20 protein-coding genes are annotated in these 23686 nt (G+C 62.5%); 16 read left to right on the forward strand and 4 right to left on the reverse strand.

Annotation, left to right across the window (positions count from 1 at the left end; genetic code table 11):
• Positions 1-70: 70 nt before the first annotated feature.
• From pyrR to AC6I97_RS12075, 13 genes are all read left to right on the forward strand, one after another.
• Entirely contained in the window at positions 71-655 is a 585-nt protein-coding gene (pyrR, locus tag AC6I97_RS12015; RefSeq protein WP_224164472.1) for a bifunctional pyr operon transcriptional regulator/uracil phosphoribosyltransferase PyrR, read from the forward strand.
• Positions 652-1680 (forward strand): aspartate carbamoyltransferase catalytic subunit, encoded by a 1029-nt coding sequence (locus AC6I97_RS12020; RefSeq protein ID WP_497944962.1) that lies wholly within the window; start codon positions 652-654, stop codon positions 1678-1680. The genes pyrR and AC6I97_RS12020 overlap by 4 nt, the downstream gene beginning before the upstream one ends.
• Positions 1680-3035, forward strand: coding sequence for a dihydroorotase (locus AC6I97_RS12025; RefSeq protein WP_497944963.1), 1356 nt, complete (start codon positions 1680-1682; stop codon positions 3033-3035). The genes AC6I97_RS12020 and AC6I97_RS12025 overlap by 1 nt, the downstream gene beginning before the upstream one ends.
• Complete coding sequence (locus AC6I97_RS12030) at positions 3035-3556, forward strand: PH-like domain-containing protein (RefSeq protein ID WP_497944964.1); 522 nt, start codon at positions 3035-3037, stop codon at positions 3554-3556. Before AC6I97_RS12025 ends, AC6I97_RS12030 begins: the two co-directional genes overlap by 1 nt.
• On the forward strand, positions 3537-4784 hold the full coding sequence (gene carA / locus AC6I97_RS12035) for a glutamine-hydrolyzing carbamoyl-phosphate synthase small subunit (RefSeq protein WP_497944965.1): 1248 nt from the start codon (positions 3537-3539) through the stop codon (positions 4782-4784). The genes AC6I97_RS12030 and carA overlap by 20 nt, the downstream gene beginning before the upstream one ends.
• On the forward strand, positions 4784-8092 hold the full coding sequence (gene carB / locus AC6I97_RS12040) for a carbamoyl-phosphate synthase large subunit (protein WP_224164467.1): 3309 nt from the start codon (positions 4784-4786) through the stop codon (positions 8090-8092). The genes carA and carB overlap by 1 nt, the downstream gene beginning before the upstream one ends.
• Positions 8085-8969, forward strand: coding sequence for an orotidine-5'-phosphate decarboxylase (pyrF, locus tag AC6I97_RS12045; RefSeq protein WP_497944966.1), 885 nt, complete (start codon positions 8085-8087; stop codon positions 8967-8969). Before carB ends, pyrF begins: the two co-directional genes overlap by 8 nt.
• Positions 8970-9068: 99 nt before the next feature.
• Positions 9069-9395 carry an integration host factor, actinobacterial type gene (gene mihF / locus AC6I97_RS12050; protein WP_224164465.1) on the forward strand — a complete coding sequence of 109 codons (327 nt, stop codon included), beginning with the start codon at positions 9069-9071 and terminating at the stop codon, positions 9393-9395.
• 21 nt (positions 9396-9416) lie between these two features.
• Positions 9417-9989 carry a guanylate kinase gene (gene gmk / locus AC6I97_RS12055; protein ID WP_224090532.1) on the forward strand — a complete coding sequence of 191 codons (573 nt, stop codon included), beginning with the start codon at positions 9417-9419 and terminating at the stop codon, positions 9987-9989.
• A 39-nt stretch (positions 9990-10028) separates the two neighbouring features.
• Positions 10029-10289, forward strand: coding sequence for a DNA-directed RNA polymerase subunit omega (rpoZ, locus tag AC6I97_RS12060; protein WP_017197559.1), 261 nt, complete (start codon positions 10029-10031; stop codon positions 10287-10289).
• Positions 10290-10316: 27 nt separating this feature from the next.
• Positions 10317-11576, forward strand: a complete 1260-nt coding sequence (gene coaBC / locus AC6I97_RS12065; RefSeq protein ID WP_497944967.1) for a bifunctional phosphopantothenoylcysteine decarboxylase/phosphopantothenate--cysteine ligase CoaBC — start codon at positions 10317-10319, stop codon at positions 11574-11576.
• Between the two features lie 89 nt (positions 11577-11665).
• Entirely contained in the window at positions 11666-12895 is a 1230-nt protein-coding gene (metK, locus tag AC6I97_RS12070; protein WP_224090531.1) for a methionine adenosyltransferase, read from the forward strand.
• 164 nt (positions 12896-13059) lie between these two features.
• Entirely contained in the window at positions 13060-15117 is a 2058-nt protein-coding gene (locus AC6I97_RS12075) for a primosomal protein N' (RefSeq protein WP_497944968.1), read from the forward strand.
• A gap of 28 nt (positions 15118-15145) precedes the next feature.
• Here AC6I97_RS12075 and AC6I97_RS12080 read toward each other — a convergent pair whose 3' ends face one another.
• From AC6I97_RS12080 to AC6I97_RS12095, 4 genes are read right to left on the reverse strand one after another with little or no spacing between them, the layout of a single operon-like run.
• Positions 15146-16222, reverse strand: coding sequence for a glycosyltransferase family 4 protein (locus AC6I97_RS12080; RefSeq protein ID WP_497944969.1), 1077 nt, complete (start codon positions 16220-16222; stop codon positions 15146-15148).
• Positions 16219-17163 (reverse strand): alpha/beta fold hydrolase, encoded by a 945-nt coding sequence (locus tag AC6I97_RS12085; RefSeq protein WP_224164461.1) that lies wholly within the window; start codon positions 17161-17163, stop codon positions 16219-16221. The genes AC6I97_RS12080 and AC6I97_RS12085 overlap by 4 nt, the downstream gene beginning before the upstream one ends.
• A 10-nt stretch (positions 17164-17173) precedes the next feature.
• On the reverse strand, positions 17174-18055 hold the full coding sequence (locus AC6I97_RS12090; protein ID WP_497944970.1) for an aldo/keto reductase: 882 nt from the start codon (positions 18053-18055) through the stop codon (positions 17174-17176).
• Positions 18056-18089: 34 nt separating this feature from the next.
• The gene (locus tag AC6I97_RS12095; RefSeq protein ID WP_224090525.1) at positions 18090-19052 is read right to left on the reverse strand and encodes a sugar-binding transcriptional regulator; all 963 of its coding nucleotides are present in this window, start codon (positions 19050-19052) and stop codon (positions 18090-18092) included.
• Positions 19053-19173: 121 nt separating this feature from the next.
• Between AC6I97_RS12095 and AC6I97_RS12100 the strand changes: the two genes are divergently transcribed.
• From AC6I97_RS12100 to glpK, 3 genes are all read left to right on the forward strand, one after another.
• Positions 19174-20955: a glycerol-3-phosphate dehydrogenase/oxidase gene (locus tag AC6I97_RS12100; protein ID WP_497944971.1), complete on the forward strand. Its 1782-nt coding sequence runs from the start codon at positions 19174-19176 to the stop codon at positions 20953-20955.
• Positions 20956-21140: 185 nt separating this feature from the next.
• Positions 21141-21893 (forward strand): MIP/aquaporin family protein, encoded by a 753-nt coding sequence (locus AC6I97_RS12105; protein WP_224090521.1) that lies wholly within the window; start codon positions 21141-21143, stop codon positions 21891-21893.
• 70 nt (positions 21894-21963) lie between these two features.
• Positions 21964-23478, forward strand: a complete 1515-nt coding sequence (gene glpK, locus AC6I97_RS12110) for a glycerol kinase GlpK (RefSeq protein WP_497944972.1) — start codon at positions 21964-21966, stop codon at positions 23476-23478.
• Positions 23479-23686: the final 208 nt, after the last annotated feature.

Below are 23686 nucleotides of genomic sequence, written 5' to 3' on the forward strand. Positions count from 1 at the left end.
GGTAGTTTTGAAAGGCAAATATTCCTTTTTTAATTCCGTCCCGTGAGGCGGGGAAAGGGGAGACGAGCGAATGACTGAAGTCACTTCAGCGCAGGTACCGTCGCGGGTTGTTCTCAACCAAGCGGACATTGATCGCGCGCTGACTCGTATCGCCCATGAGATCCTCGAAGCCAACAAGGGTTCCCAGGATCTGGTTCTGTTGGGCATTCCCAGCCGCGGTTATCCCTTGGCCGTGCGGCTCGCCAACAAAATCGCTGCGGCTGACCCCGGCGTCAACGCGGAAACGATCGTCGGGCAACTGGACGTCACCATGTTCCGTGACGATCTTTCACACCAGCCCACCAGGCCGCCCCACCACACACGCCTGCCGCTGTCCGGTATCGACAACAAAGTTGTTGTCCTCATTGACGATGTCCTGTATTCCGGCCGCACCATCAGGGCAGCACTTGATGCCCTGGTGGACCTTGGCCGTCCCAGGATTGTCCGCCTGGCAGTCCTGGTAGACAGGGGCCATCGTGAGCTTCCCATCCGCGCGGACCATGTAGGCAAGAACCTGCCCACTTCTTCCGCAGAAAAGGTCCGCGTCCACCTCGAGGAAATCGACTCGGTGGACGGCGTTCCAGTCAATGAAGTAGTAATCGAGGCGGGCAAGTGAAGCACCTCCTCTCCACTGAGAACCTCAGCGCCGTGGACGCCATCCGCGTTCTGGACACCGCCGAAGAAATGTCGGCCGTGGGCGACCGCGAGGTCAAGAAGCTCCCTGCCCTCCGTGGCCGCACGGTAGTGAACCTCTTCTTCGAGGACTCCACCCGTACCCGGATCTCCTTCGAAGCCGCAGCAAAGCGCCTTTCAGCCGATGTCATCAACTTCGCGGCCAAGGGTTCCTCCGTGTCCAAGGGCGAGTCCCTCAAAGACACAGCCCAGACCCTGGCCGCCATGGGCGCGGATGCAGTGGTCATCCGTCATTGGGCTTCCGGCGCTCCGCACCGGCTTGCTGCAACGGACTGGATCGACGCCGCAGTGATCAACGCAGGCGATGGCACCCACGAACACCCCACGCAGGCGCTGTTGGACGCGTTCACCATGCGCCGGCACTGGTCCCGGCTCAACGGGACGAAATCCACCGGGGCGGACCTTCGAGGCATGCGTGTCGCGATCGTCGGAGATGTCCTGCATTCCCGCGTGGCCCGGTCGAACGTCTGGTTGTTGCGCACCCTGGGTGCCGAGGTCACGTTGGTTGCGCCACCCACACTGCTGCCGATCGGCGTCGAGCACTGGCCCTGCAAGGTCAGCTACAACCTGGACGAAACGCTCGAAGCGGGCGTCGACGCGATGATGATGCTGCGCGTCCAGGGTGAGCGCATGCATGCCTCGTTCTTCCCCTCTACCCGTGAGTACTCACGGCGCTGGGGCTTCGACGATGCCCGGCTTCGGGCACTGGATGACCTTGGCATGAAAGACACCATCATCATGCACCCCGGCCCCATGAACCGTGGCCTGGAAATTTCCTCGGCCGCCGCCGATTCGCCCCGCTCAACAGTGCTTGCACAGGTGCGGAACGGTGTTTCAGTGCGCATGGCCGCCCTCTACCTGCTGCTCTCCGGGGATTCCCGTGAAGCAACTGCCGCAACGGCAGCGAACACCCACGCTGTAAGCCAGTCCACCAAGGAGAGCAACTGATGGCCGAGAACACGTACCTGATCCGCGGGGCTGCCATTCTCGGCGGCGAAGCTGAAGACCTGCTGATCCGCGATGGCGTCATCGCAGCCAGGGGCAAGGATCTCCACGACGACGACGCCACAGTGATCGACGGCGAGGGCCTCATTGCCTTGCCTGGCATGGTGGACGTCCACACGCACTTGCGCGAACCCGGCCGCGAAGATGCTGAAACGGTCGAGACCGGCACTCGTGCCGCAGCCCTGGGTGGCTTCACGGCCGTCCACGCCATGGCCAACAGCAACCCCGTTGCTGACACGGCAGGTGTCGTCGAACAGGTCCACAGCCTTGGCCGCGCGTCGGGCTGGGTGGACGTACGACCCGTTGGCGCTGTCACGGTGGGCCTGGCCGGTGAACAACTTGCGGAACTGGGTGCCATGGCGGATTCCCGCGCCCAGGTGCGGATGTTCTCCGACGACGGCATCTGCGTGCACGATCCCGTGCTGATGCGCCGCGCGCTGGAGTACGTCAAAGCGTTCGACGGCGTGGTGGCCCAGCACGCGCAGGAACCCCGCCTTACCGCCGGGGCACAGATGAACGAAGGCGCCGTCTCGGCGGTGCTGGGTCTTGCCGGTTGGCCGGCGGTGGCAGAGGAAAGCATCATCGCCCGCGACGTCCTGCTCGCGCAGCATGTGGGTTCCCGCCTCCACGTCTGCCACGTCTCCACCGCCGGATCCGTTGAAATCGTCCGCTGGGCCAAAGCCCGGGGGATCAACGTCACAGCCGAGGTCACCCCCCACCACCTGCTCCTCACTGACGAACTGGTCCGCAGCTATGACCCCGTGTATAAGGTCAACCCGCCGCTGCGTACGGATGCCGACGTCCAGGCGCTCCGCGAAGGCCTCGCCGACGGCACGATCGACGTTGTGGGCACGGACCACGCACCGCACCCCAGCGAGCACAAGGAATGCGAGTGGGCGCAGGCGGCCATGGGCATGACCGGCCTGGAAACGGCACTGTCCGTGGTTCAGGAAACCATGATCGAAACCGGACTCATGACGTGGGCAGACTTCGCCCGGGTCACCTCCTTCACCCCGGCAGTTATTGGCCGCGTAGCGGACCAGGGCCGGCCGTTGGAGGAAGGCGAGCCCGCCAACGTCATCCTGGTGGACCCGGCTGCGCGCTGGACGGTTGACCCCCATAAAATGGCCACCATGGGCCGCAATTCACCGTTCAAGGGCAAAGAGCTGCCCGGATCCGTGGTCGCAACCTTCTTCAAGGGCCACCCCACGGTTCTCAACGGCAAGCTCAACACTCCGTACAGGTACGCCGGAAACTACCCAACCCCGGATGCCGCCGGGGCAGTCAGCGGTAGCTGATGAACAACCAGACACTCACCGTGCTCATCACGGTGCCGCTGATCATCCTCGTCCTGGTGATGATCTGGCTGGGGTGGAGGAACCGGCTCAGGCGGCAAGCCGACGTCGAACGCCTCCCCGAGGTGCCGCAGCAACTGACACCGGCCACGGCGGTAGCGGAGGGCCAGTACGTTGCCACTACCACCGCAGGTGACTGGCTGGACCGGATCGCAGTGCAGGGCCTTGGCATCCGCACCAACGCGGAACTGAGCATCCATGCTGAAGGCATCCTGTTCGACCGCCCAGGCGCCGCCCCGGTATTCATCCCACGCTCCGCAGTGGCTGACAGCCGCCAAGCCGCCGGCATGGCCGGGAAGTTCGTCGAAAAAGACGGACTCCTGGTTATCAGTTGGAAGCTGGGCGGCAAGGAACTGGATACCGGGTTCCGGACCAGGCATGCAGCCGACAAAGAGCTCCTCCTCGAAGCCATCCAAGAATTGATCTCCGCAGCCCCTCAGGCAGATGCCGATAGTGGAAAGTAATAAAGTGACGGACAGTAAAGCAGCCACCACACCCACCCCCTCAGCAGCAGTACTGGTGCTCGAAGACGGCCGCATGTTCCGCGGCCGTAGCTACGGCGCCCAGGGAACGGCCCTCGGTGAGGCCGTCTTCGCCACCGGAATGACCGGCTACCAGGAGACCATCACCGATCCCTCCTACGCCCGCCAGCTCGTGGTGCAGACTGCACCCCACATCGGCAACACGGGCGTCAACAGCGAAGACGCTGAGTCCCGCCGCATCTGGGTGGCCGGCTACATTGTGCGCGATGCCGCCCGCCGCCCCTCCAACTGGCGCTCGGAACGTTCTTTGGACTCCGAATTGGTAGAGCAAGGCATCGTGGGCATCCAGGGCGTCGATACGCGTGCCATCACCCGCCACCTCCGCGAGCACAAGACCATGCGCGCAGGCATCTTCTCGGGTGAGGCCGCACAGGCATCGGACAAGGAGCTCCTGAACGCCGTGCTGGCAAGCGCCCCCATGGAAGGCGCAGCGCTGGCTGAAGAGGTCTCCATTGACGAGGCTTACGTCGTGGAACCCAAGGACCACGGCTGGGAAGGCGAGCCCAGGTTCTCCATTGCCGCCGTCGACCTCGGCATCAAGGCCATGACCCCGGTCCGCTTCGCCGAACGCGGCGTGCGCGTGCATGTCCTTCCGGCGAAGTCCACCCTGGAAGACGTCAACGCGGTCAACCCGGACGGCTTCTTCATGTCCAACGGACCTGGCGACCCCGCTACGGCGGACCACCAGGTTTCCTTGCTGCGCTCGGTGCTGGACGAGAAACTCCCGTACTTCGGCATCTGCTTTGGGAACCAGATCCTGGGACGCGCCCTGGGCTTCGGCACCTACAAGCTCCGGTACGGCCACCGCGGCATCAACCAGCCGGTGATGGACCGCCGTACCGGAAAGGTTGAAATCACCTCGCAGAACCACGGCTTCGCCGTTGACGCGCCGCTGAACGGTGCCACTGTGGCACCGGAAGAGCGCTTCGGCCGCGTCGAAGTCAGCCACGTCTCCTTGAATGACGACGTCGTTGAAGGCCTTGCCTGCCTGGACATCCCGGCGTTCTCGGTCCAGTACCACCCTGAAGCCGCGGCTGGCCCGCACGATGCTGCCTACCTGTTCGACCGCTTTATCGACCTCATGGCCGATACCAAGTCCAAGGCCACAGACGCCAACTCCACCGAATCCAAGACTGAGGACAAGAAGTAATGCCAAAGCGTACAGATCTCAAGAGCGTCCTTGTCATCGGTTCCGGCCCCATCGTCATCGGCCAGGCAGCCGAGTTCGACTACTCCGGGACCCAGGCTCTGCGCGTCCTCAAGGAGGAAGGCCTCCGGGTCATCCTCGTAAACTCCAACCCCGCCACGATCATGACGGACCCCGAGTTCGCCGACGCCACCTACGTCGAGCCCATCACGCCCGAGGTTGTTGAGAAGATCATCGCCAAGGAGCGTCCGGACGCCATCCTGCCCACCCTGGGTGGCCAGACGGCCCTGAACACTGCCATTGCGTTGGACAAGAACGGTGTGCTGGAGAAGTACAACGTGGAACTCATTGGCGCAAACATTGCCGCCATTGAGCTCGGGGAAGACCGCGAGAAGTTCAAGGGCGTTGTTGAGCGTTGTGGCGCGGAGTCCGCACGCAGCCACATCATCCACACCATGGAAGAGGCCTTCGCTGCTGCTGAGGACCTCGGCTACCCCATGGTGGTCCGGCCGTCCTTCACCATGGGTGGCTTGGGCTCAGGCCTGGCTTACAACGAGGACGACCTCCGCCGCATCGTCGGCCAGGGCCTCCAGTACAGCCCTACCACTGAGGTCCTGCTCGAAGAGAGCATTCTCGGTTGGAAGGAATACGAGCTTGAGATGATGCGCGACAAGAACGACAACGTCGTTGTTGTTTGCTCCATCGAAAACTTCGATCCCGTGGGCGTCCACACCGGTGACTCCATCACGGTTGCGCCGGCACTGACCCTCACGGACCGCGAGTACCAAAAGCTTCGCGACGTCTCCATCGCCGTTATCCGCGAAGTGGGCGTTGACACCGGTGGCTGCAACATCCAGTTCGCTATCGACCCCGCCACGGGCCGCGTAGTGGTTATCGAGATGAACCCGCGCGTATCCCGTTCCTCCGCGCTGGCTTCCAAGGCAACCGGCTTTGCCATTGCCAAGATCGCCACCAAGCTCTCCCTTGGTTACACCCTGGATGAGATCCCTAACGACATCACGCAGAAGACGCCCGCGTCGTTCGAGCCCACCTTGGACTACGTTGTGGTCAAGGTTCCGCGTTTCGCTTTCGAGAAGTTCCCGGCAGCCGACAACACGCTGACCACCACCATGAAGTCTGTTGGCGAAGCCATGGCCATGGGCCGCAACTTCACCGAAGCCCTGCAGAAGGCCCTTCGCTCGCTGGAGCAGAAGGGCTCGCAGCTGGACTTCAGCTCCGTACCGGAGTATGAGGTTGCCGAGCTCATCGAGAAGGCCAAGCGACCCACGACGGACCGCCTGCACCAGGTGCAGCGCGCCCTGCTGGGTGGCGCCACGGTGGAGGACCTCTTCGAAGCCACCAAGATCGATCCTTGGTTCCTGGACCAGCTGCAGCTCCTGAACGAGACCGCGCAGGAGATCCGCAAGGCCGGCGTCCTTACAGAGGAAATGCTGCGCAATGCCAAGCGCCACGGCTTCTCCGATGAGCAGATCGGTGCGTTGACGCACAACAATGAGGCAGTGGTCCGCGGCGTCCGCCAGGCCTTGGGCATTCGTCCGGTCTACAAGACGGTGGACACCTGTGCCGCTGAGTTTGCCGCTTACACCCCGTACCACTACTCGTCCTACGACGAAGAAGATGAGGTGGGCCTGCACGCCAAGCCCTCCGTCATCATCCTTGGCTCAGGGCCCAACCGCATTGGCCAGGGCATTGAGTTCGACTACTCCTGCGTCCACGCCTCCATGGCGCTGCGCAAGGCCGGCTACGAGACCGTCATGGTCAACTGCAACCCCGAGACTGTCTCCACGGACTACGACGTCTCCACGCGCCTTTATTTCGAGCCGCTGACCCTTGAGGATGTCCTCGAGGTCATCGCCGCTGAGGAGCGCACCGGTGGCGTCATGGGTGTCTTCGTCCAGCTCGGTGGCCAGACACCCCTGAAGCTCGCACAGCAGCTTGCCGACGCCGGCGTGCCCATCCTGGGCACCTCGCCTGAGGCAATTGACCTCGCAGAGCACCGGGGCGCCTTCGCCCGCGTCCTGGACGAGGCCGGCCTGACCTCCCCGAAGAACGGAACCGCCGTTTCCTTCGAGGATGCCAAGAAGATCGCCGACGAGATCGGCTATCCCGTGCTCGTCCGTCCGTCCTATGTCCTGGGCGGTCGCGGCATGGAAATCGTCTACGACGAAGCCAACCTTTCCCGGTACATCGCCAATGCCACGGAAATCACGCCGGATCACCCCGTCCTGATTGACCGCTTCCTGGAAGACGCGGTCGAAATCGACGTCGACGCCCTCTTCGATGGCACCGACATGTACCTGGGCGGCATCATGGAGCACATCGAAGAGGCGGGTATCCACTCCGGAGACTCCGCTTGTGTCCTTCCTCCGATCACGCTCGGCAACAACGTGATCGAGCGCGTTCGCACCGCAACGCGGGCCATTGCCGAGGGCGTGGGCGTCCGTGGCCTCATCAACATCCAGTTCGCGCTGGCCTCGGACGTCCTGTACGTCCTTGAAGCCAACCCGCGTGCTTCGCGGACTGTGCCCTTCGTTTCCAAGGCAACCGGGGTGCAGATGGCCAAGGCTGCTGCCCTCATCGGTACTGGCGTCACCATCAACCAACTGCGCAGTGCCTACAAGATGCTGCCGGAAACCGGTGACGGTTCCACGTTGCCCCTGGACGCACCGGTCGCTGTCAAGGAAGCTGTCCTGCCGTTCAGCCGCTTCCGTACGCCCGAGGGCAAGGTTGTCGACTCCCTGCTCGGCCCGGAAATGCGGTCCACGGGTGAAGTGATGGGCATTGACAAGCACTTCGATACCGCCTTCGCCAAGAGCCAGGCTGCCGCAAACAACGCGCTGCCCACCGAAGGCAAGATCTTCGTTTCCGTCGCCAACCGCGACAAGCGTTCGGTGATCATGGGCGTCAAGCGCCTCTCGGACCTCGGCTTCGAGATCGTCTCCACGGGTGGTACGGCTGACGTCCTGCGCCGCAACGGCATCCAGGCGACTCCGGTCCGCAAGGTGGCCGAGGGCAGCAGCGCCGAGGGTGAAGGTACCATCGCAGACCTCGTCATTGCCGGCGAGATCGACATGGTCTTCAACACCCCGTCCGGCGGGGAAGCCCGCAGTGACGGATACGAGCTCAGGGCAGCGGCTACATCCATCGGCATTCCGTGCATCACCACCGTGGCTGAGTTCAACGCGGCCGTACAGGCAATCGAGGCACTGCGCACCTATGAATGGTCGGTCACGAGCCTTCAGGAGCACGCAGCCAACCTCAGCGAATCCCAGGCCGCCGTCAATGCCTGACATTGTTGGTGCCCACGAGGCCCAGGATGCACAGCAGCCGGTCCGGGAGTCATTTGGCTCCCGGCTGGCTGCCGCAATGGCCACCCGTGGCCCGCTGTGCGTTGGAATCGATCCCCATCCCCAGCTGTTGGCTGACTGGGGACTGAACGACGACGTCGCCGGGCTGGAGCGCTTTTCGCTCAGCGTTGTGGAGGCTGTGGCTTCCCTCGCTGCCGCGGTCAAGCCGCAAGTGGCGCTTTATGAGCGCCACGGTTCTGCGGGCATGGCTGTCCTGGAGCGGACGTTGGCCGCAGCTGCTGATGCGGATGTGCTGAGCATCGCCGATGCCAAGCGCGGTGATATCGGGTCCACCATGGCTGCCTACGCAGATGCCTGGCTGCGTGACGGCTCGGCCCTGGCTGCGGACTCAGTGACCCTGAGTCCCTACCTGGGCTTCGAATCCTTGCGCCCGGCGTTGGACCTTGCTGCGCAAAACGGCAGGGGAGTCTTTGTGCTCGCCTTGACATCCAATCCGGAGGGAAAGTCTGTCCAGCACGTGGGGGGAAGCAATTCCGTCGCCCGCGGTATCGTCACTGCGGCCGCAGCCGAGAACCAGCGGTACGCGGGTGTCCTGGGCTCAGTGGGACTTGTTGTAGGCGCCACCATAGGTACGGCACTCGAGGATCTGGACATCGACCTCGGCCCGGTCCGCGGAGCTATCCTGGCGCCCGGGTTGGGGGCGCAGGGTGCTACACCCGCGGATCTCCGCTCGACCTTCGGCGCCGCCTATCCCACAGTGCTGGCTACGTCGAGCCGGGGCATCCTTGCCGCCGGTCCAACGAGCGCTGCGTTGCGGGCGGCTACCCAGGAAACGCTGGACGGCCTGCGGGCGGAATGATTCGCTGGCGCCTCATTGCGCAACCCGCCGCCTGCCGGTAGGTTCAGGATCAGTTTCGCGTGACGTGAATCACAAATCCGATCTGACAGGGGTTTGGCCGTGGGTCTGAAAGAGCTGACACCGCAGGAGCGTTCCGATGCTTTGGATAAGGCTGCAAAGGCGCGCGCTGTGCGGGCCGCAGCCAAAGAACGGCTCAAACGTGGTGAAGTGAGCATTGCTGAGCTGATCTCTTCAGGCACTACGGATGAAGCCATTGCGCGGATGCGGGTGGTGGAGCTCCTGGAGGCCCTCCCAGGCATAGGACCTGTACGTGCGGCCGGGATCATGGCGGACATAGGCATCGCCGCATCCCGGCGCATCAGGGGGTTGGGCATTCACCAGGCCCGGGCGCTGGTAGATTTTATGGATACACAGCAAAGCGTTTGACGCATCTCCCCGAAGGAATCCGTGAGCAAGAAACCTGGACTGACTGTCCTCGCAGGCCCAACTGCTGTTGGCAAGGGAACCGTATCCACCTACATCAGGGACAACTATCCAGAGGTTTGGCTTTCCGTCTCCGCCACCACCCGCGCCGCGCGTCCAGGGGAGAAGGACGGGGTTCACTACTTCTTCAAGTCCGCCGAAGAGTTTGACTCCCTCGTGGCTGATGGCGAACTCCTGGAGTGGGCCGTGGTGCACGGCCAGAACCGGTACGGCACGCTCCGGAGCACCGTGAATGCTGCCATTGCGGAGGGGAAATCGGTGCTGCTCGAGATTGACCTCCAAGGTGCACGGCAGGTAAAGGCTGCTGTACCGGATGCCAAGTTCGTCTTCCTGGCACCGCCCAGTTGGGAAGAAATGGTGCGGCGGCTTGTGGGCCGCGGCACTGAATCTGCCGAGGAACAGCAGCGCAGGCTGGAAACCGCTAAACTGGAACTTGCTGCTGAACCGGAGTTTGACCACACCGTCATTAATGACGACGTTCGCCGGGCAGCGGACGAGCTTGTTTCACTCATGGGGCTAACCCCGCACGAGCGCTAAGCGCTTGCACTTGTAGGCCCGCTAGAATTTGGAGATTTCGTGTCCACGAACCTTGAAGGCATCATCAACCCGCCGATCGATTCGCTGCTTGAGGCTGCCGATTCCAAGTACGGCCTTGTGATCTTCGGCGCCAAGCGTGCCCGTCAGATCAACGCCTACTACGCCCAGCTGCACGAGGGCCTCTTCGAGTACGTCGGTCCCTTGGTAGACACCAAGCTGAACGAGAAGTCATTGTCGATCGCCCTCCGCGAGATCAACGAAGGCCTCCTGGTTTCCACGCCGATCGAGCCCGCAGAATAAAACAGACTGCCTGTTGACGGAGGTCACGTGCGCATAGTCCTCGGAGTCGGGGGAGGGATCGCAGCCTACAAGGTTGCATCGCTCCTCCGGCTTTTTACTGAAGCCGGACACCAGGTGACGGTGATCCCAACCGAAGCAGCCACCCGTTTCGTCGGTGTTGCCACGTGGGAGGCGCTCTCCGGAAACCCGGTGAGCAACAGCGTCTTTGACGACGTCGAGAAGGTCAACCATGTCCGTCTGGGCCACGAGGCTGACTTGATTGTCGTTGCACCGGCCACTGCGGACCTCCTGGCCAAGGCAGCCACAGGCCAGGCCGGTGACCTCCTGACCAATACGCTCCTCATGGCTCACGGGCCGGTGCTGTTCGCTCCTGCAATGCACACGGAAATGTGGCAGCATGCTGCAACCCAGGCCAATGTGGAAACCTTGCGGAGTCGAGGGGTAACAGTCCTGGAACCTGCCAGCGGCCGCCTGACCGGCGCCGATTCGGGCCCCGGCCGCCTGCCCGAACCCGAAGCAATTTTCACGGCCGCCATGGCGTTGGCCGAGGCCGCCACGGAGGTGGATGCGCCCAAGGCCGTACCCGCGGCACACGCTTCCCTTGCTGGCCGAACAGTGACGATTTCGGCCGGTGGTACCAGGGAAGCGCTGGACCCGGTGCGTTTCCTGGGTAACCGGTCCTCGGGGAAGCAGGGTGCTGCCTTGGCCGCGGCTGCATTGGCTGCAGGTGCCACCGTTCGTTTCCTTGCCGCGCATATGGACGTCGAGCCGCCCGCCGGCGTCGAGCTCGTCCGCGTTGAGTCCGCCCTGGAACTGCGTGATGCAGCGCTGAAAGCGGCAGTGGATTCCGACGTCGTCATCATGGCTGCCGCTGTGGCGGATTTCCGGCCGGCCGAGGTTTCGGACACCAAGATCAAGAAGGTCGACGGCGAGGACGCGCCGTTGGTGCGCCTGGTTCGGAACCCGGACATCCTGCATGAGCTGGTCGAACGGCGCAACGCTGAGGGTGGCCGCCAGCTGATCGTGGGCTTTGCGGCCGAAACGGGCGATGCCCAAGGTGATGTCCTGGAGCATGCCACCGCCAAACTCAAGCGCAAGGGCTGCGACCTCCTGGTGGTCAACCATGTCGGGGTAGGCCGTGTCTTCGGCCAGGACGATAACTCGGTGGTGATCCTCTCCGGGCACGGCGCCGAACCGCAGTCCGCGTCCGGATCCAAGTTTGATGTCGCCGCGGCCGTTGTGGATCGGGTGGGCGCCGAATTGGTCAGGGTTTTTCCGGCCAGGTAATGTCCACGGGCGGTAGCCCCCGCCCCGAAATTCTTAGCATAGGGACACACGGCAGATGCCGCCGCCCCGCAACACAGTAAGGTGGTCGAGTGACTTTACCGCTGCACCATGAACATCATGGCACCCCGTCCAAGCTCCGGCTCTTCACGTCCGAGTCGGTCACTGAAGGGCATCCGGACAAGATCTGCGACCAAATCAGTGACGCGATCCTGGATGGGCTGCTGGCTGCTGATCCTGAATCCCGGGTGGCTGTCGAGACCATGGCCACCACCGGCCTGGTCCATGTGGCCGGTGAAGTAACCACTGACGCTTACGTCGAGATTCCGCAGATTGTCCGTGAGACCATTCTCGGCATCGGCTACGACTCTTCGGCCAACGGTTTCGACGGGGCCCGCTGTGGCGTTTCAGTGTCGATCGGACAGCAGTCCAACGACATCGCCGGTGGCGTCTTCAACTCGCTTGAGGCGCGTGAAGGCCGCCAGGAGGACGACTACGATCTCCAAGGTGCGGGCGATCAGGGCATCATGTTCGGCTATGCGAGCGATGAAACTGCGTCCTACATGCCGACGCCCATCTGGCTTGCCCACCGTTTGTCCGAACGCCTTACCGAGGTCCGCAAGAGCGGCGAACTCGCATACCTCCGTCCGGATGGCAAGACGCAGGTCACGGTTGGGTATGACGGCGATCGCCCGGTTTCGGTTGAAACGGTTGTTATTTCCAGTCAACACGCCGAAGACGCGAGCCTGGAGCAACTGCGCGCCGACCTCGCGAGCCATGTCATCGATCCCGTTCTGGCGGCATCCAACCTTGACATCTCCCACGTAGCCAACATCCTGAACCCCGCAGGTGCCTTCGTCATCGGTGGCCCGGTTGGCGATGCCGGACTGACCGGTCGGAAGATCATTGTCGATACCTATGGCGGATTCTCCCGGCACGGTGGAGGTGCCTTCTCCGGCAAGGACCCGTCCAAGGTAGACCGTTCGGCCGCCTACGCCATGCGTTGGGTTGCCAAGAACGTGGTAGCCGCAGGTCTGGCCAAGCGCGCGGAGATCCAGATTGCCTACGCCATTGGCCAAGCCCGTCCGGTCGGCACGTACGTAGAGACCTTCGGCACGGAAACTGTTGACCCGGCCCGCATTAGCGAGGCCATCAACGAACTTTTCGATCTCCGTCCCCGGGCCATCATCGACGCCTTGGACCTCAAGCGTCCCATTTACACCAAGACGGCGGCTCACGGACACTTCGGGCGCGACGAGCCCGACTTCACTTGGGAGCGCCTGGACCGCGTGGCGGACCTGAAGGAATTCTTCAACGCCTGATCTCCTCGATGTTCGGCCGGTGCCGCCTGGGTTTACTGCTTTGTCGGTGGTCCATGATTGGCTGGAGCCAGAGAGATGCCCGCAGTGGGTTTCCCCTACTGCGGGCATCCGTCGTTTAGTCTGCACGGGAAACCCATCGTGACAAAGAGTTGGAGGTAGAGAGCATGGCGGGAAATGAAGCCCAGCCCACCCTGCTTCAACCTTCTTTGCTTCAAGGGTTCCCTGACAAGCCTCCCGTCAGTGGACCCCCGTTGGCGGCGGTGAATCCCGTTGCACGTGTGGTGCTGGAATCTTCCCTGCCACACCTGGACCGGCCGTTCGATTACAGCGTGCCCGCTGAGCTCGCTGATTCTGCTGTTCCCGGCGTCCGGGTGAAAGTGAAGTTCAACGGCCAGGAGCTTAACGGCTTCGTGCTGGAACGCATCGATGCTTCGGATGCCGGCCACCCGCTGACCCCACTTCACAAAGTAGTCTCCACGCTGTCCGTCCTGACGCCCCACATCGCGGAGTTGGCTGGAACGGTAGCCGCGCGCTACGCCGGAACCTTGAGCGATGTCCTGCGCACTGCTGTTCCCCCTCGCGTTGCCAAAGTTGAGAAGGAGCTACTCGCGGGGGACGCAGCACGGGAACCGGACCTTCCGTCTAATGCGCCGGATGCCACCGGCTGGGCTTCCTACTCCAACGGAGCCCCGTACCTCCACCACCTGGCCGGTGGCGGAGCGCCCAAGGCTGTCCTCACGGCGCTGCAGGGATTCGGCCCGGGGGGTTGGCCTTCGCTGGTTGCCGCGGCTGTTGGGGCAGTCCGGGCATCGGGCCGTGGTGCAGTGGTGGTCGTTCCCGATTACAGGGATCTTGAACGGCTGGAGGTAGCCCTGGCCAAAGTCCTGCCACCGGGTGACGTCGCGCGGTTGACGGCCGACGATGGCCAAACTCCCCGCTACCGGAGCTTCCTGCGAATCCTTCGTGGTGAGGCGCGTGTAGCCATTGGTACGAGATCCGCCGCCTATGCGCCGGTGCGGGAGTTGGGACTTGTGGTCTGTTGGGACGACGGCGATGACCTCCATATCGACCAGCGGGCTCCCTACGCACACACGCGGGAAGTACTGCTATTGCGGGCCGAGCAGGAGAACGCAGCCTGCCTGATGGCATCCCATAGCCGCAGCACCGAACTCCAGCGCCTGGTTGAAATGAAATGGGCTGTGCCGATCGAGGCGCCGCGAACGGTCATTCGTTCCACTGTTCCCCGCGTCCTGAACACAGCGGACAGCTTTGAACAGGAACGGGATCCCCTGGCCCGGATTGCACGTTTGCCCGGAGCGGCATGGCGTGCAGCCAAGGAGGGCCTCGAGCACGGCCCTGTGCTGGTGCAGGTTGCCCGTGCCGGCTATGCGCCCTCTTTGGCTTGCGAAACGTGCCGGGAGCTTGCCCGCTGCAACAACTGCCAAGGACCGCTGGCTATCTCCAGCAGTTCCGCCATGCCGCTTTGCCGCTGGTGTTCCACTCCGGCACCGCAGTGGCACTGCAACCATTGCAACGGCACACAGCTGCGCCGGGTTGCGGCGGGAGCCGTGAGAACGGCGGAGGAACTGGGCCGGGCTTTTCCTGGCCAGACGGTTATCACCTCATCCGGGGAAAACATCAAGGCCACGGTTCCTGATGCTCCGGCATTGGTCATTGCCACGGTCGGCGCGGAACCCGTGGCTCCCCAGGGGTACGCGGCCGCGCTGCTTCTGGATGGTAATTCATTGCTCCGCCGGGAAAACCTGCGGGCCGGCGAGGACACTGTTCGGCGGTGGTTCAACGCGGCGTCGCTGGTGAGACCCTCCAACCACGGCGGGCTGGTAGTCATCACGGCAGATGACACAACCGCTACCGGAGCCCTGCTGCGCTGGGACGCACCGGGCTACGCGTCGCGTGAACTGGCACTCCGCAAAGAACTCCAGCTTCCCCCGGCAGTGCGGGTAGCTTCAGTGACCGGGCCAAGTGCCGACGTCGCGCATTTTTCCGATACCTTCGAGGCAAGCGTCAAGCTGAAGTCCGGTTCGAAGCTCCGCAGCGCCGGTCCGGCGCCACTTCAGGCAGACGTTCGCACCCTGTACTTCATTCCCTACGCAGACGCCGCAGACGTTACCCGTGCCATGCGTGCCGTCAAGGCAGCGAACGCGGCGAAACGCACAGCCGGGCCAGTCCAACTGCGGCTCGACGGCGTGGATGTTTTGTAGCCTTCAGCTGCTGGTTTCGGCGGGCACGCTAGCGCTTACGAAGCGCCAAGACCTCTTCTGCCGCAGCCAGCAACTGCCGGGCGGATTCGTCCCAGTTGAAGTCTCCAGCACGTTCCACGGACCTGCGGGAACGTTCCTGCCACAATGCGTCATCACCCAGCGCCGTGACAGCCGCAGCGAACTCCGAGGGTGAACCGGGGTCAACATAGCTGACCGCATCGGCGCCCACTTCCCGGAAAATTGGAATGTCGCTGGCGATAACGGGCGTACCCAGGGACATCGCCTCCACCAGGGGCAAGCCATATCCCTCGGCCCGCGACAAGCTGATGAGTGCAGTCGCCCTGGTCAAAAGCTCTTCATACTCGGCGTCTGTTACACCGTTGTGGAACAGGACCTTTGCCCCGTGGGGCACCATGGCCTCGAGTTCGGCCCGACGCTGGGGCGTAATCCGGCTGAGCAAGTGCAGTGTGTAATCCTGCAGGCCTGCCATTCCCCGAATCATGGTTTCCACGTTCTTGTAAGGCATGAACGAACCCATGTACAGCAGGGTCTTATCCGCTCCGGCCGAAGGATCGCGGGGAGTCTGGCCGGGCTGCGGGGCGTTGCCAACGATCCGTACGGGACGGCGGGTCAAGGTGTACTTGGCCATTAAAGCCTCTGTGGTCCTGCTGATGGTTGCCACCACGTCAGCCCGGTTCAGCAAAAGGCGCTGCGGCCAGAATGCCTTGTGGTACAGCCTCCAGAGCAGGCGCACCGGAGCCGGAAGGAACCCCGGGGGAGCGGGGTGTTCGTAATAGATGAGATCGTGAAGCGTAAGGATCAGGCCATACTTCCGCCCCAAGGTTCCCATGGTTTGCATCGGGCACACCACGACGTCGGCCTTCAGCGGGTTGACTTTACGGGCCACGAACAGCTCGAGCGGGGACAGCGGGCTGTTGACCATCACGTAGGGCACGTCGGGAAGCAAAGCCAGCTGGCGTTCGTCATTGATGAGCATGGTGACATCCGCAATTTTGGATGTTGCTGCAATGAGGCTTGAACCGTACCGGCTGATGCCATCGTGGTGGTCCGTCCTGGTGAAGCGGGCGTCGATGACAATTTTCACGCGGGGTGTTCCTCCAGGAATGTGCGGATGGCTGCGGCAGCCGGGGCCGGAGTCTCGTAGTGGATCAAATGCCCGACGTCGGGAATCACTTCCAGCGTGGCCTCCGGAAGGCGTTCCATCAGTTTGTGCTGGTTGGGCAGAGTGGCGATCTCGTCCTTTTCGCCCGCGATCAGAAGCACGGGGAGGCGCAACTCCCCGGCGACGTCGGCCACTGTTCCCGACACGGATGCCTTGAAGGATTCGAGCAGGCTCCTCCGGTCCGCGAATGCGCTGAAGTAGGCATCGTGCTGGCCGTGTATGAAGCGACGCAGGTTTTTGTCTTTGGTCTTGGCCATGGTGATACTCATGACGCGGACAATGGCGCGGTTGCGCAGGAGGGCAAGGCCAAGGCGCCGTGGAAGCCTGGCAGACACCTGATAGTAAAACACCGCGAGCTTGGTCATGATCCCCTTGGGACCCTCCAAAGCGGGTGCAGCGATGGGGTTGATCAGGATCAATGGATAAATGGCGCCGGGATTCCGGGCCGCAAAATGGCTCGCGACGATGGAGCCGAAGGAATGGCCCAGCAGCACGGTCTTGGGGCCCAGGCCCAGCGCGGCCATGAAACCGGAGATGAAATGGCCGTAACGCTCAACCGTGTGTTCGTCGTCAAGGAAAGGATCCGAACTGCCAAACGCAGGGAGGTCAGGCATGATGATCCGCATGTCCGGAAGCAGGTCCGCTACACGGAGCAATCCGTGGTGGTCACCCCGAAAACCGTGAATGACCAAAATCGTGCGGGCATCCTGTGTGGGTTTGACGGGTTCGTACGTCCAATACGCCACATTGCTGCCATCGACGTCCACATCAGAGGCGATAGTGCGTCCCTGCAGGGATTTGCTGATGAATTCAAACGGGGCATCTGCGCCTTCCGGGGTTTGCGCGGTGTCCACTTTTTCCATTCGGCCGTTCCTAATTCACGTTGTCCGGGTGCGAGCCCGTGCGGTGGTGGCGTTCAAGCGCCGCCATGCCGTCCATGTCTGCTGCCTCGAGTTCGAAGTCGAAAACGGCAAAGTTCTCCTTGATCCGCCCCGCGGAACTTGCTTTCGGAATGACGAGGTTCCCAAGCTGGAGATGCCACCGGAGGATTATTTGGGCCGGTGTCCTGCCGTACTTGTGAGCCAAATCCGCAATCGCAGGATCGGCAAGGACCTGCCCACGGCCGAGGGGACTCCATGCTTCGGTTCGGATCCCGAGTTGTTCATGCAGTGTCCGCAGCCTGGGCTGCTGAAGCCAGGGGTGCAGCTCTATTTGATTAACGGCCGGGACCACTTCGGCTTTCTGCATGAGTTCTTCCAAGTGCCCGGGCTGGAAGTTCGAAACCCCAATGGCCCGGACTTTGCCTTCCCTGTACAGGGTTTCCATGGCTTTGTAGGTCTCCACGAACAGGCCTCGTCCGGCACACGGCCAGTGGATGAGGTAAAGATCCACGTAGTCCAGTCCGAGGTTGGCCATGGATGAATCGAAAGCCCGGAGCGTGGAGTCGTAACCGTGGTCGTCGTTCCAGACCTTGGTGGTGACAAAGACGTCTTCCCGGGTCAGGGCATGCACGGATTCGCCGGAACCACCCGTGCCGAGGTTTGCCTCATTGGCATCGCCGATTGCACCACCGATCGCGCGGCCTACGCCTACTTCGTTGCGATACATGGCGGCGGTATCGAACCGCCGATAGCCTTCGCCGAGGGCAGTGCTCACCAAAGCTTCAGCTTCTTTGGGCGGCACCTTATAGAGTCCGAATCCCAGGCGATCCATCATCACGCCGTTGTTCAATGTCAGCCGGGCCGGGAATCTCATATCAACGACTCTACCCATTCCCCGGCCGAAAGCCTCAGGACTGGCCATTGAAACTCACCAGGCGTCGCGCCGAGGCTTCGTCGAGGATGAGGTCAGTGGCAAGTCCGGCTGCCAGGGCGCCCTGCAGGCCGTTGATTTTGGAGGCACCGGACACGACGCAAATCCGGCGTCGCACCTGCCGTAGCTGTTCATGGCTTGGACCAGTCGACCGCTCGTTCAGGGTAATGCCGTCAGATGATCCATCACTGCGGAAGAAGACCGTGGCTACGTCGCCCACCACGTCGTCGGCGGCCAACATGCTGAGGTCTTGTTCGTCGAGGTAGCCGCCGGCATACACATGGCTTGGATAGTCCGAATCAACGGATCCAACACCGAAAATGGCGATGCTCATGCGCGCCTGCAGATCCAGGATGCGTTGAACGCTGCGTTCATTCCACATGGCCGTCTTGGTGGCCGCGTGATCGAAAAAAGCCGGCACGGGAAATTGTTCGACCCGCGCTCCGTAGGCGCTGCCGAAGCGCCGCATGATGTCGCTCGCATAGGTGATGCCCGTTGTCTGCATGTTCCCGGCGCCGTTGAGTTGGACAACGATGGTGTCGTGCGTGACTTTCCGGGTCAGGTGCCGGCTTACAGCGCTGAGCGTGGCACCCCAGGCAATGCCGATGATGGCATTGGAATCCACCAGGGGTCCTATGGTCCGAGCTGCCTGCATGGCCACGCGGTCCAGCGTCTCAGCCTCGTTCAAGGTGTCAAGCACCGGCACTACGTGGACGTCCACCTTGAACTTCTCGCGAATCTGGCTTTCGAGCTCGGGGGCGGTATCAAACGGGCTGCGGATCTGGACCTGGACCAAGCCTGTTTCCCGGGCGGAAGACAAGAGCCTTGAAACAGTGGAGCGCGAGGTCCGTAACTCACGCGCAATGGCGTCCATGGTCAGGTCCTGCAGGTAGTACATCTGTGCGGCCCGGAGGGCATCCGAGTGACGTGAGCGTCCCATCTCATTTCCTTACTGCACGTTTGTGCAAATAGCTTGACTCCATTTTCCACCTTCGCCAGATTAGTGGTGAAAGGTGCAGCGAACGTAACGCCGCGCACAAACCAAGCCCAAGGGAGCAGTTTTGGGACACAACAGGATTTCTACCTCCTCTGATGCGCATCGGCGTGAGTCTGTAACCGCCTTGCGGGAGCGGCCGTCGGCGAAGGTGCTGATTATCGGCGGGGGTATCAACGGCGTAGGGACCTTCCGTGACCTGGCCTTGCAGGGCATTGATGTTGCGCTTGTGGAGCGTGGTGACTACTGCCAGGGCGCAAGCGGTGCATCGTCGCACATGATCCATGGCGGCATCCGTTACTTGGAGAACGGTGAGTTCCGCCTTGTCAAGGAATCAGTGGTGGAGCGCAACCGCCTTCTGCGGATCGCCCCGCATTACGTCAAGCCGCTGCAGACCACCATTCCCATCTTCAGCACCTTCTCCGGCATCCTGTCCGCGCCCATTCGCTTCCTCACCCACAAACAGGGCAAACCGAACGAACGCGGCGCCTTCCTCATCAAGCTCGGCTTGAGCGTGTACGACTTCTTCTCCCGTGACGGCGGCAGCGTCCCCCGGCACCAGTTCCGCGGCAAGGACAAGGCTTTGGCGGAGCTGCCCAAGCTGCACCCGGGAATCAAGTACACGGCAACCTACTTTGACGCGTCCGTCCACAACCCTGAGCGGCTCACCCTGGACGTGCTTCAGGATGGCGAGAAGGCCGGGCGCGGTGGTGGCCTGCCTGGCGGGACGGCCCGGGCCAGCAACTACGTCTCACTGGTTTCCATGGGTACTGACGGAGTCCGGCTGCGCGACGAATTGAGCGGCAAGGAGTTCGATTTCCAGGCAGACGTCATCGTCAACACCACCGGTGCATGGGTGGACCTCACCAACCAGGCCATGGGGGCCGCCAGCCAGTTCATGGGCGGCACCAAGGGCTCGCACATTGTGCTGGACCACCCTGGGCTGCTGGCCGCCTGCAATGGCCGGGAGATCTTCTTCGAACACACGGACGGCCGCATCGTCCTTATTTACCCGATGGGGGACCGGGTGTTGGTGGGCACCACGGACGTCGACGCCGATATGTCAGAAGACGCGGTCTGTACCGAATCCGAAATCGACTACTTCTTCGACCTGATCGGCCACGTCTTCCCCACCATCAAGGTGGACCGCGGCCAGATCGTCTACAGCTTCGCCGGAGTCCGTCCACTGCCGCGCCACGACGCAACCCAACCGGGATTTGTCTCAAGGGACTACAGGATCGAACGCAGCGTCCACACCGGCGAAGGTGCCATGGCTACGCCAGGCGGCAAGGCCGCCGTCGTACTGAGCCTGGTAGGTGGCAAGTGGACTACTTTCCGGGCACTGGCCGAACACATGACCAACGACGTTCTTCGCGAACTTGGTCGGGAACGGAAAATTTCGACGGCGAAACTCGCCATCGGCGGCGGCGCTGGCTTCCCTGCCACGGAACAAGGTGAGCAGGAGTGGATCAAGAAGCACATGGGGCCCGGACTGGACGCGGACCGCGTGGCTGGACTCCTGACGCGGTATGGAACACGGGCAGAGACCGTCATCGATTACCTGAACGCAGGACACGACGCGCCGCTTCGTTCAACCCGGGAACTCAGTGTTCGCGAGTTGGCATTCATGGCCGAAAACGAGCAGGTCGGGCATCTGGTGGATGTCCTCATCCGGCGGACGTCCCTCGCGTTCCGCGGCCTGGTGACCGGCGAGTTGCTGAACGAAATTGCTGCGGCATTGGCTGAACCGCTTGGGTGGGATGCCGCTGACCGTGACGCAGAAGTGCGGCATGCCCAGGAAGTGCTGCGGCGGTTCCACAAGGTCGACGTGCACAGTCTCGTGGCATGAGGCCGGTCACACAAGATGCTTGATCGTCCCACTGTGTGGCCAGGAAGCTGGCGACAGGGACGGCAAACGGGGTAGGTGAGCCCCTTGGGGGCTCACCACACCGGGATGGTTGCGGAAAACGGAACTGTCCCAACAGCCTCTTCAACCCGCGAGGAGGCTGACAACAGAAAAATGAGGAGTCAAAGATGTCTCTTGGAATAGTTTTCCTTTCCGAAGTATTCGGAACCATGATGCTGACCCTGCTGGGTTGTGGCGTCGTGGCCAACGTTGCGCTCAAAGGCACCAAGGGCAACAACGGTGGATTCTTGATGGTGACCTGGGGCTGGGGTATTGCGGTCTTCGCGGGCGTTTTCGTGGCCGCCAAGTCCGGTGCGCACCTGAACCCGGCTGTCACCTTGGGCCTGCTCGTCAAGGGAAGCAAGGAATACGCGCCCGATGTCAGCGTGGACTTCGCTTCCACCTTGACGTACTTCGGCGGCGAACTGCTCGGGGCATTCCTCGGCGCCGTTGTTTGCTGGCTCGCTTACAAGCAGCACTTCGATGAGGAGCCGCTGGCGGCCAACAAGCTGGGAACGTTCTCCACCGGGCCTGCCATCCGTTCAACCCCGTGGAACCTCATCACCGAAATCATTGGCACGTTCGTCCTGGTTTTCGTCATCCTGACTTTCGGCGGCACCCCCTCGGGCCTGGGCCCGTTGGCGGTAGCGCTGCTCGTGGTCGGTATCGGTGTGTCCATCGGTGGCCCCACCGGTTACGCCATCAACCCGGCACGTGACCTTGGACCCCGCATCGCGCACGCCATCCTCCCCATCAAGGGCAAGGGTTCCAGCGACTGGGCCTACTCCTGGATCCCTGTCGTTGGGCCCCTTGTCGGCGGTACGCTGGCAGGCCTCATGGCCAACATCGTTCCGGGGATCATGCCGTCCGTCGCCGGCTAGACACCCTTTCGCGGCAATACGCCCTACCCGATCAATAACCGCCAATAACCACTGAGACAAGGACGTCACCATGAATCAATACGTCATCGCCATCGACCAAGGCACCACCAGCTCCCGCGCCATCGTCTTTGACCACTCCGGCAACATTGTGTCAACGGGACAGATGGAACATGAGCAGATCTTCCCGCAGGCAGGTTGGGTCGAGCACAACCCCGCCGAGATCTGGAACAACACCCGGGAGGTCATAGGTTCCGCGCTGTCCAAGGCGAACCTGACGCGGCACGATATTGCCGCCGTCGGTATTACCAACCAGCGTGAGACCGCCGTGGTGTGGGATAAGAACACGGGCGAGGCGGTTTACAACGCCATCGTCTGGCAGGACACACGGACCCAGCCCATTGTGGACGAGCTTGCCAGAGACGGTGGACCTGAACGGTTCAAACAGAAGGTTGGACTGCCGCTCGCTACCTACTTCTCCGGAACCAAGATCAAATGGATCCTGGACAACGTCGACGGCGCCCGCGAACGCGCAGAAGCCGGCGACCTCTTGTTTGGGAACACCGACGCCTGGGTTCTCTGGAACCTGACAGGTGGAGTCGACGGCGGCGTGCACGTCACTGACGTGACCAACGCGTCCCGCACTATGTTCATGGACCTTGAAACGCTGCAATGGGACCAGGAAATTCTTGACGTCTTCGGCGTCCCGGCCTCCATGATGCCCGCCATCAAATCCTCCTCCGAGGTCTACGGACACGTCCACACCTCACAGTTGCTGCGCGAAGTTCCTGTGGCCGGCATCCTGGGCGACCAGCAAGCCGCCACATTTGGTCAAGCCGCGTTCCAAGCCGGTGAAGCGAAAAACACCTACGGCACGGGTTGCTTCCTGATCTTCAACACCGGCGAGGAAATCGTCCACTCCAAGAACGGCCTGCTCACCACCCTGGGATACAAGCTCGGCGACGACAAGCCCCACTACGCCCTGGAAGGTTCCATCGCCGTCACCGGTTCCCTGATTCAGTGGCTGCGTGACAACCTCGGCGTGATCAGCTCCGCACCCCAGGTGGAAGAACTCGCCGCCGCAGTCGAAGACAACGGTGGCGTGTACATCGTTCCCGCGTTCTCCGGCTTGTTCGCTCCGTATTGGAGGGCTGACGCGCGAGGCGCGATCGTAGGCCTCACCCGCTTCGCCAACAAGGGCCACATTGCGCGTGCTGCCCTTGAAGCGACTGCGTTCCAGACCCGCGAGGTACTCGACGCCGTCAACGCCGACTCGGGTGTGCCCCTCACCGAACTGAAGGTCGACGGCGGCATGGTCGCCAACGAGGCACTCATGCAGTTCCAGGCCGACATCCTCGGCGTACCGGTAGTCCGTCCGAAGGTGGTTGAAACCACGGCCTTGGGCGCCGCGTACGCTGCAGGCCTGGCCGTCGGATTCTGGAAGGACCTGGGCGAACTCAGCGCCAACTGGGGCGAGGACAAGCGCTGGGAACCGCAGCTGCCTGCCGAAGAGCAGGAGCGCCAGCTGCGGCTCTGGAAGAAGGCCGTGACCAAATCCATGGATTGGGTCGACGAGGACGTTAAGTAAGGCCCGCGACATGACGCCTTAGCTGTTAAGGGGGCCCCGCCCGCTACGCGGACGCCCGAAGCCGCTCCCGGGCCCCCTTAACAGCACGGCGTCATCAAGCCGGCCTTCTGTAAGCCGCTCCATGCACCCAGCCCATGGGTTTGGTGCGGTAAGGTGTTTGTATGCGTGCGATCCTTCTGCTTAGCTAGCCGCCCGGCAATCAACAGCC

The sequence above is a fragment of the Arthrobacter sp. TmtSoilC48 genome, from assembly GCF_059739425.1.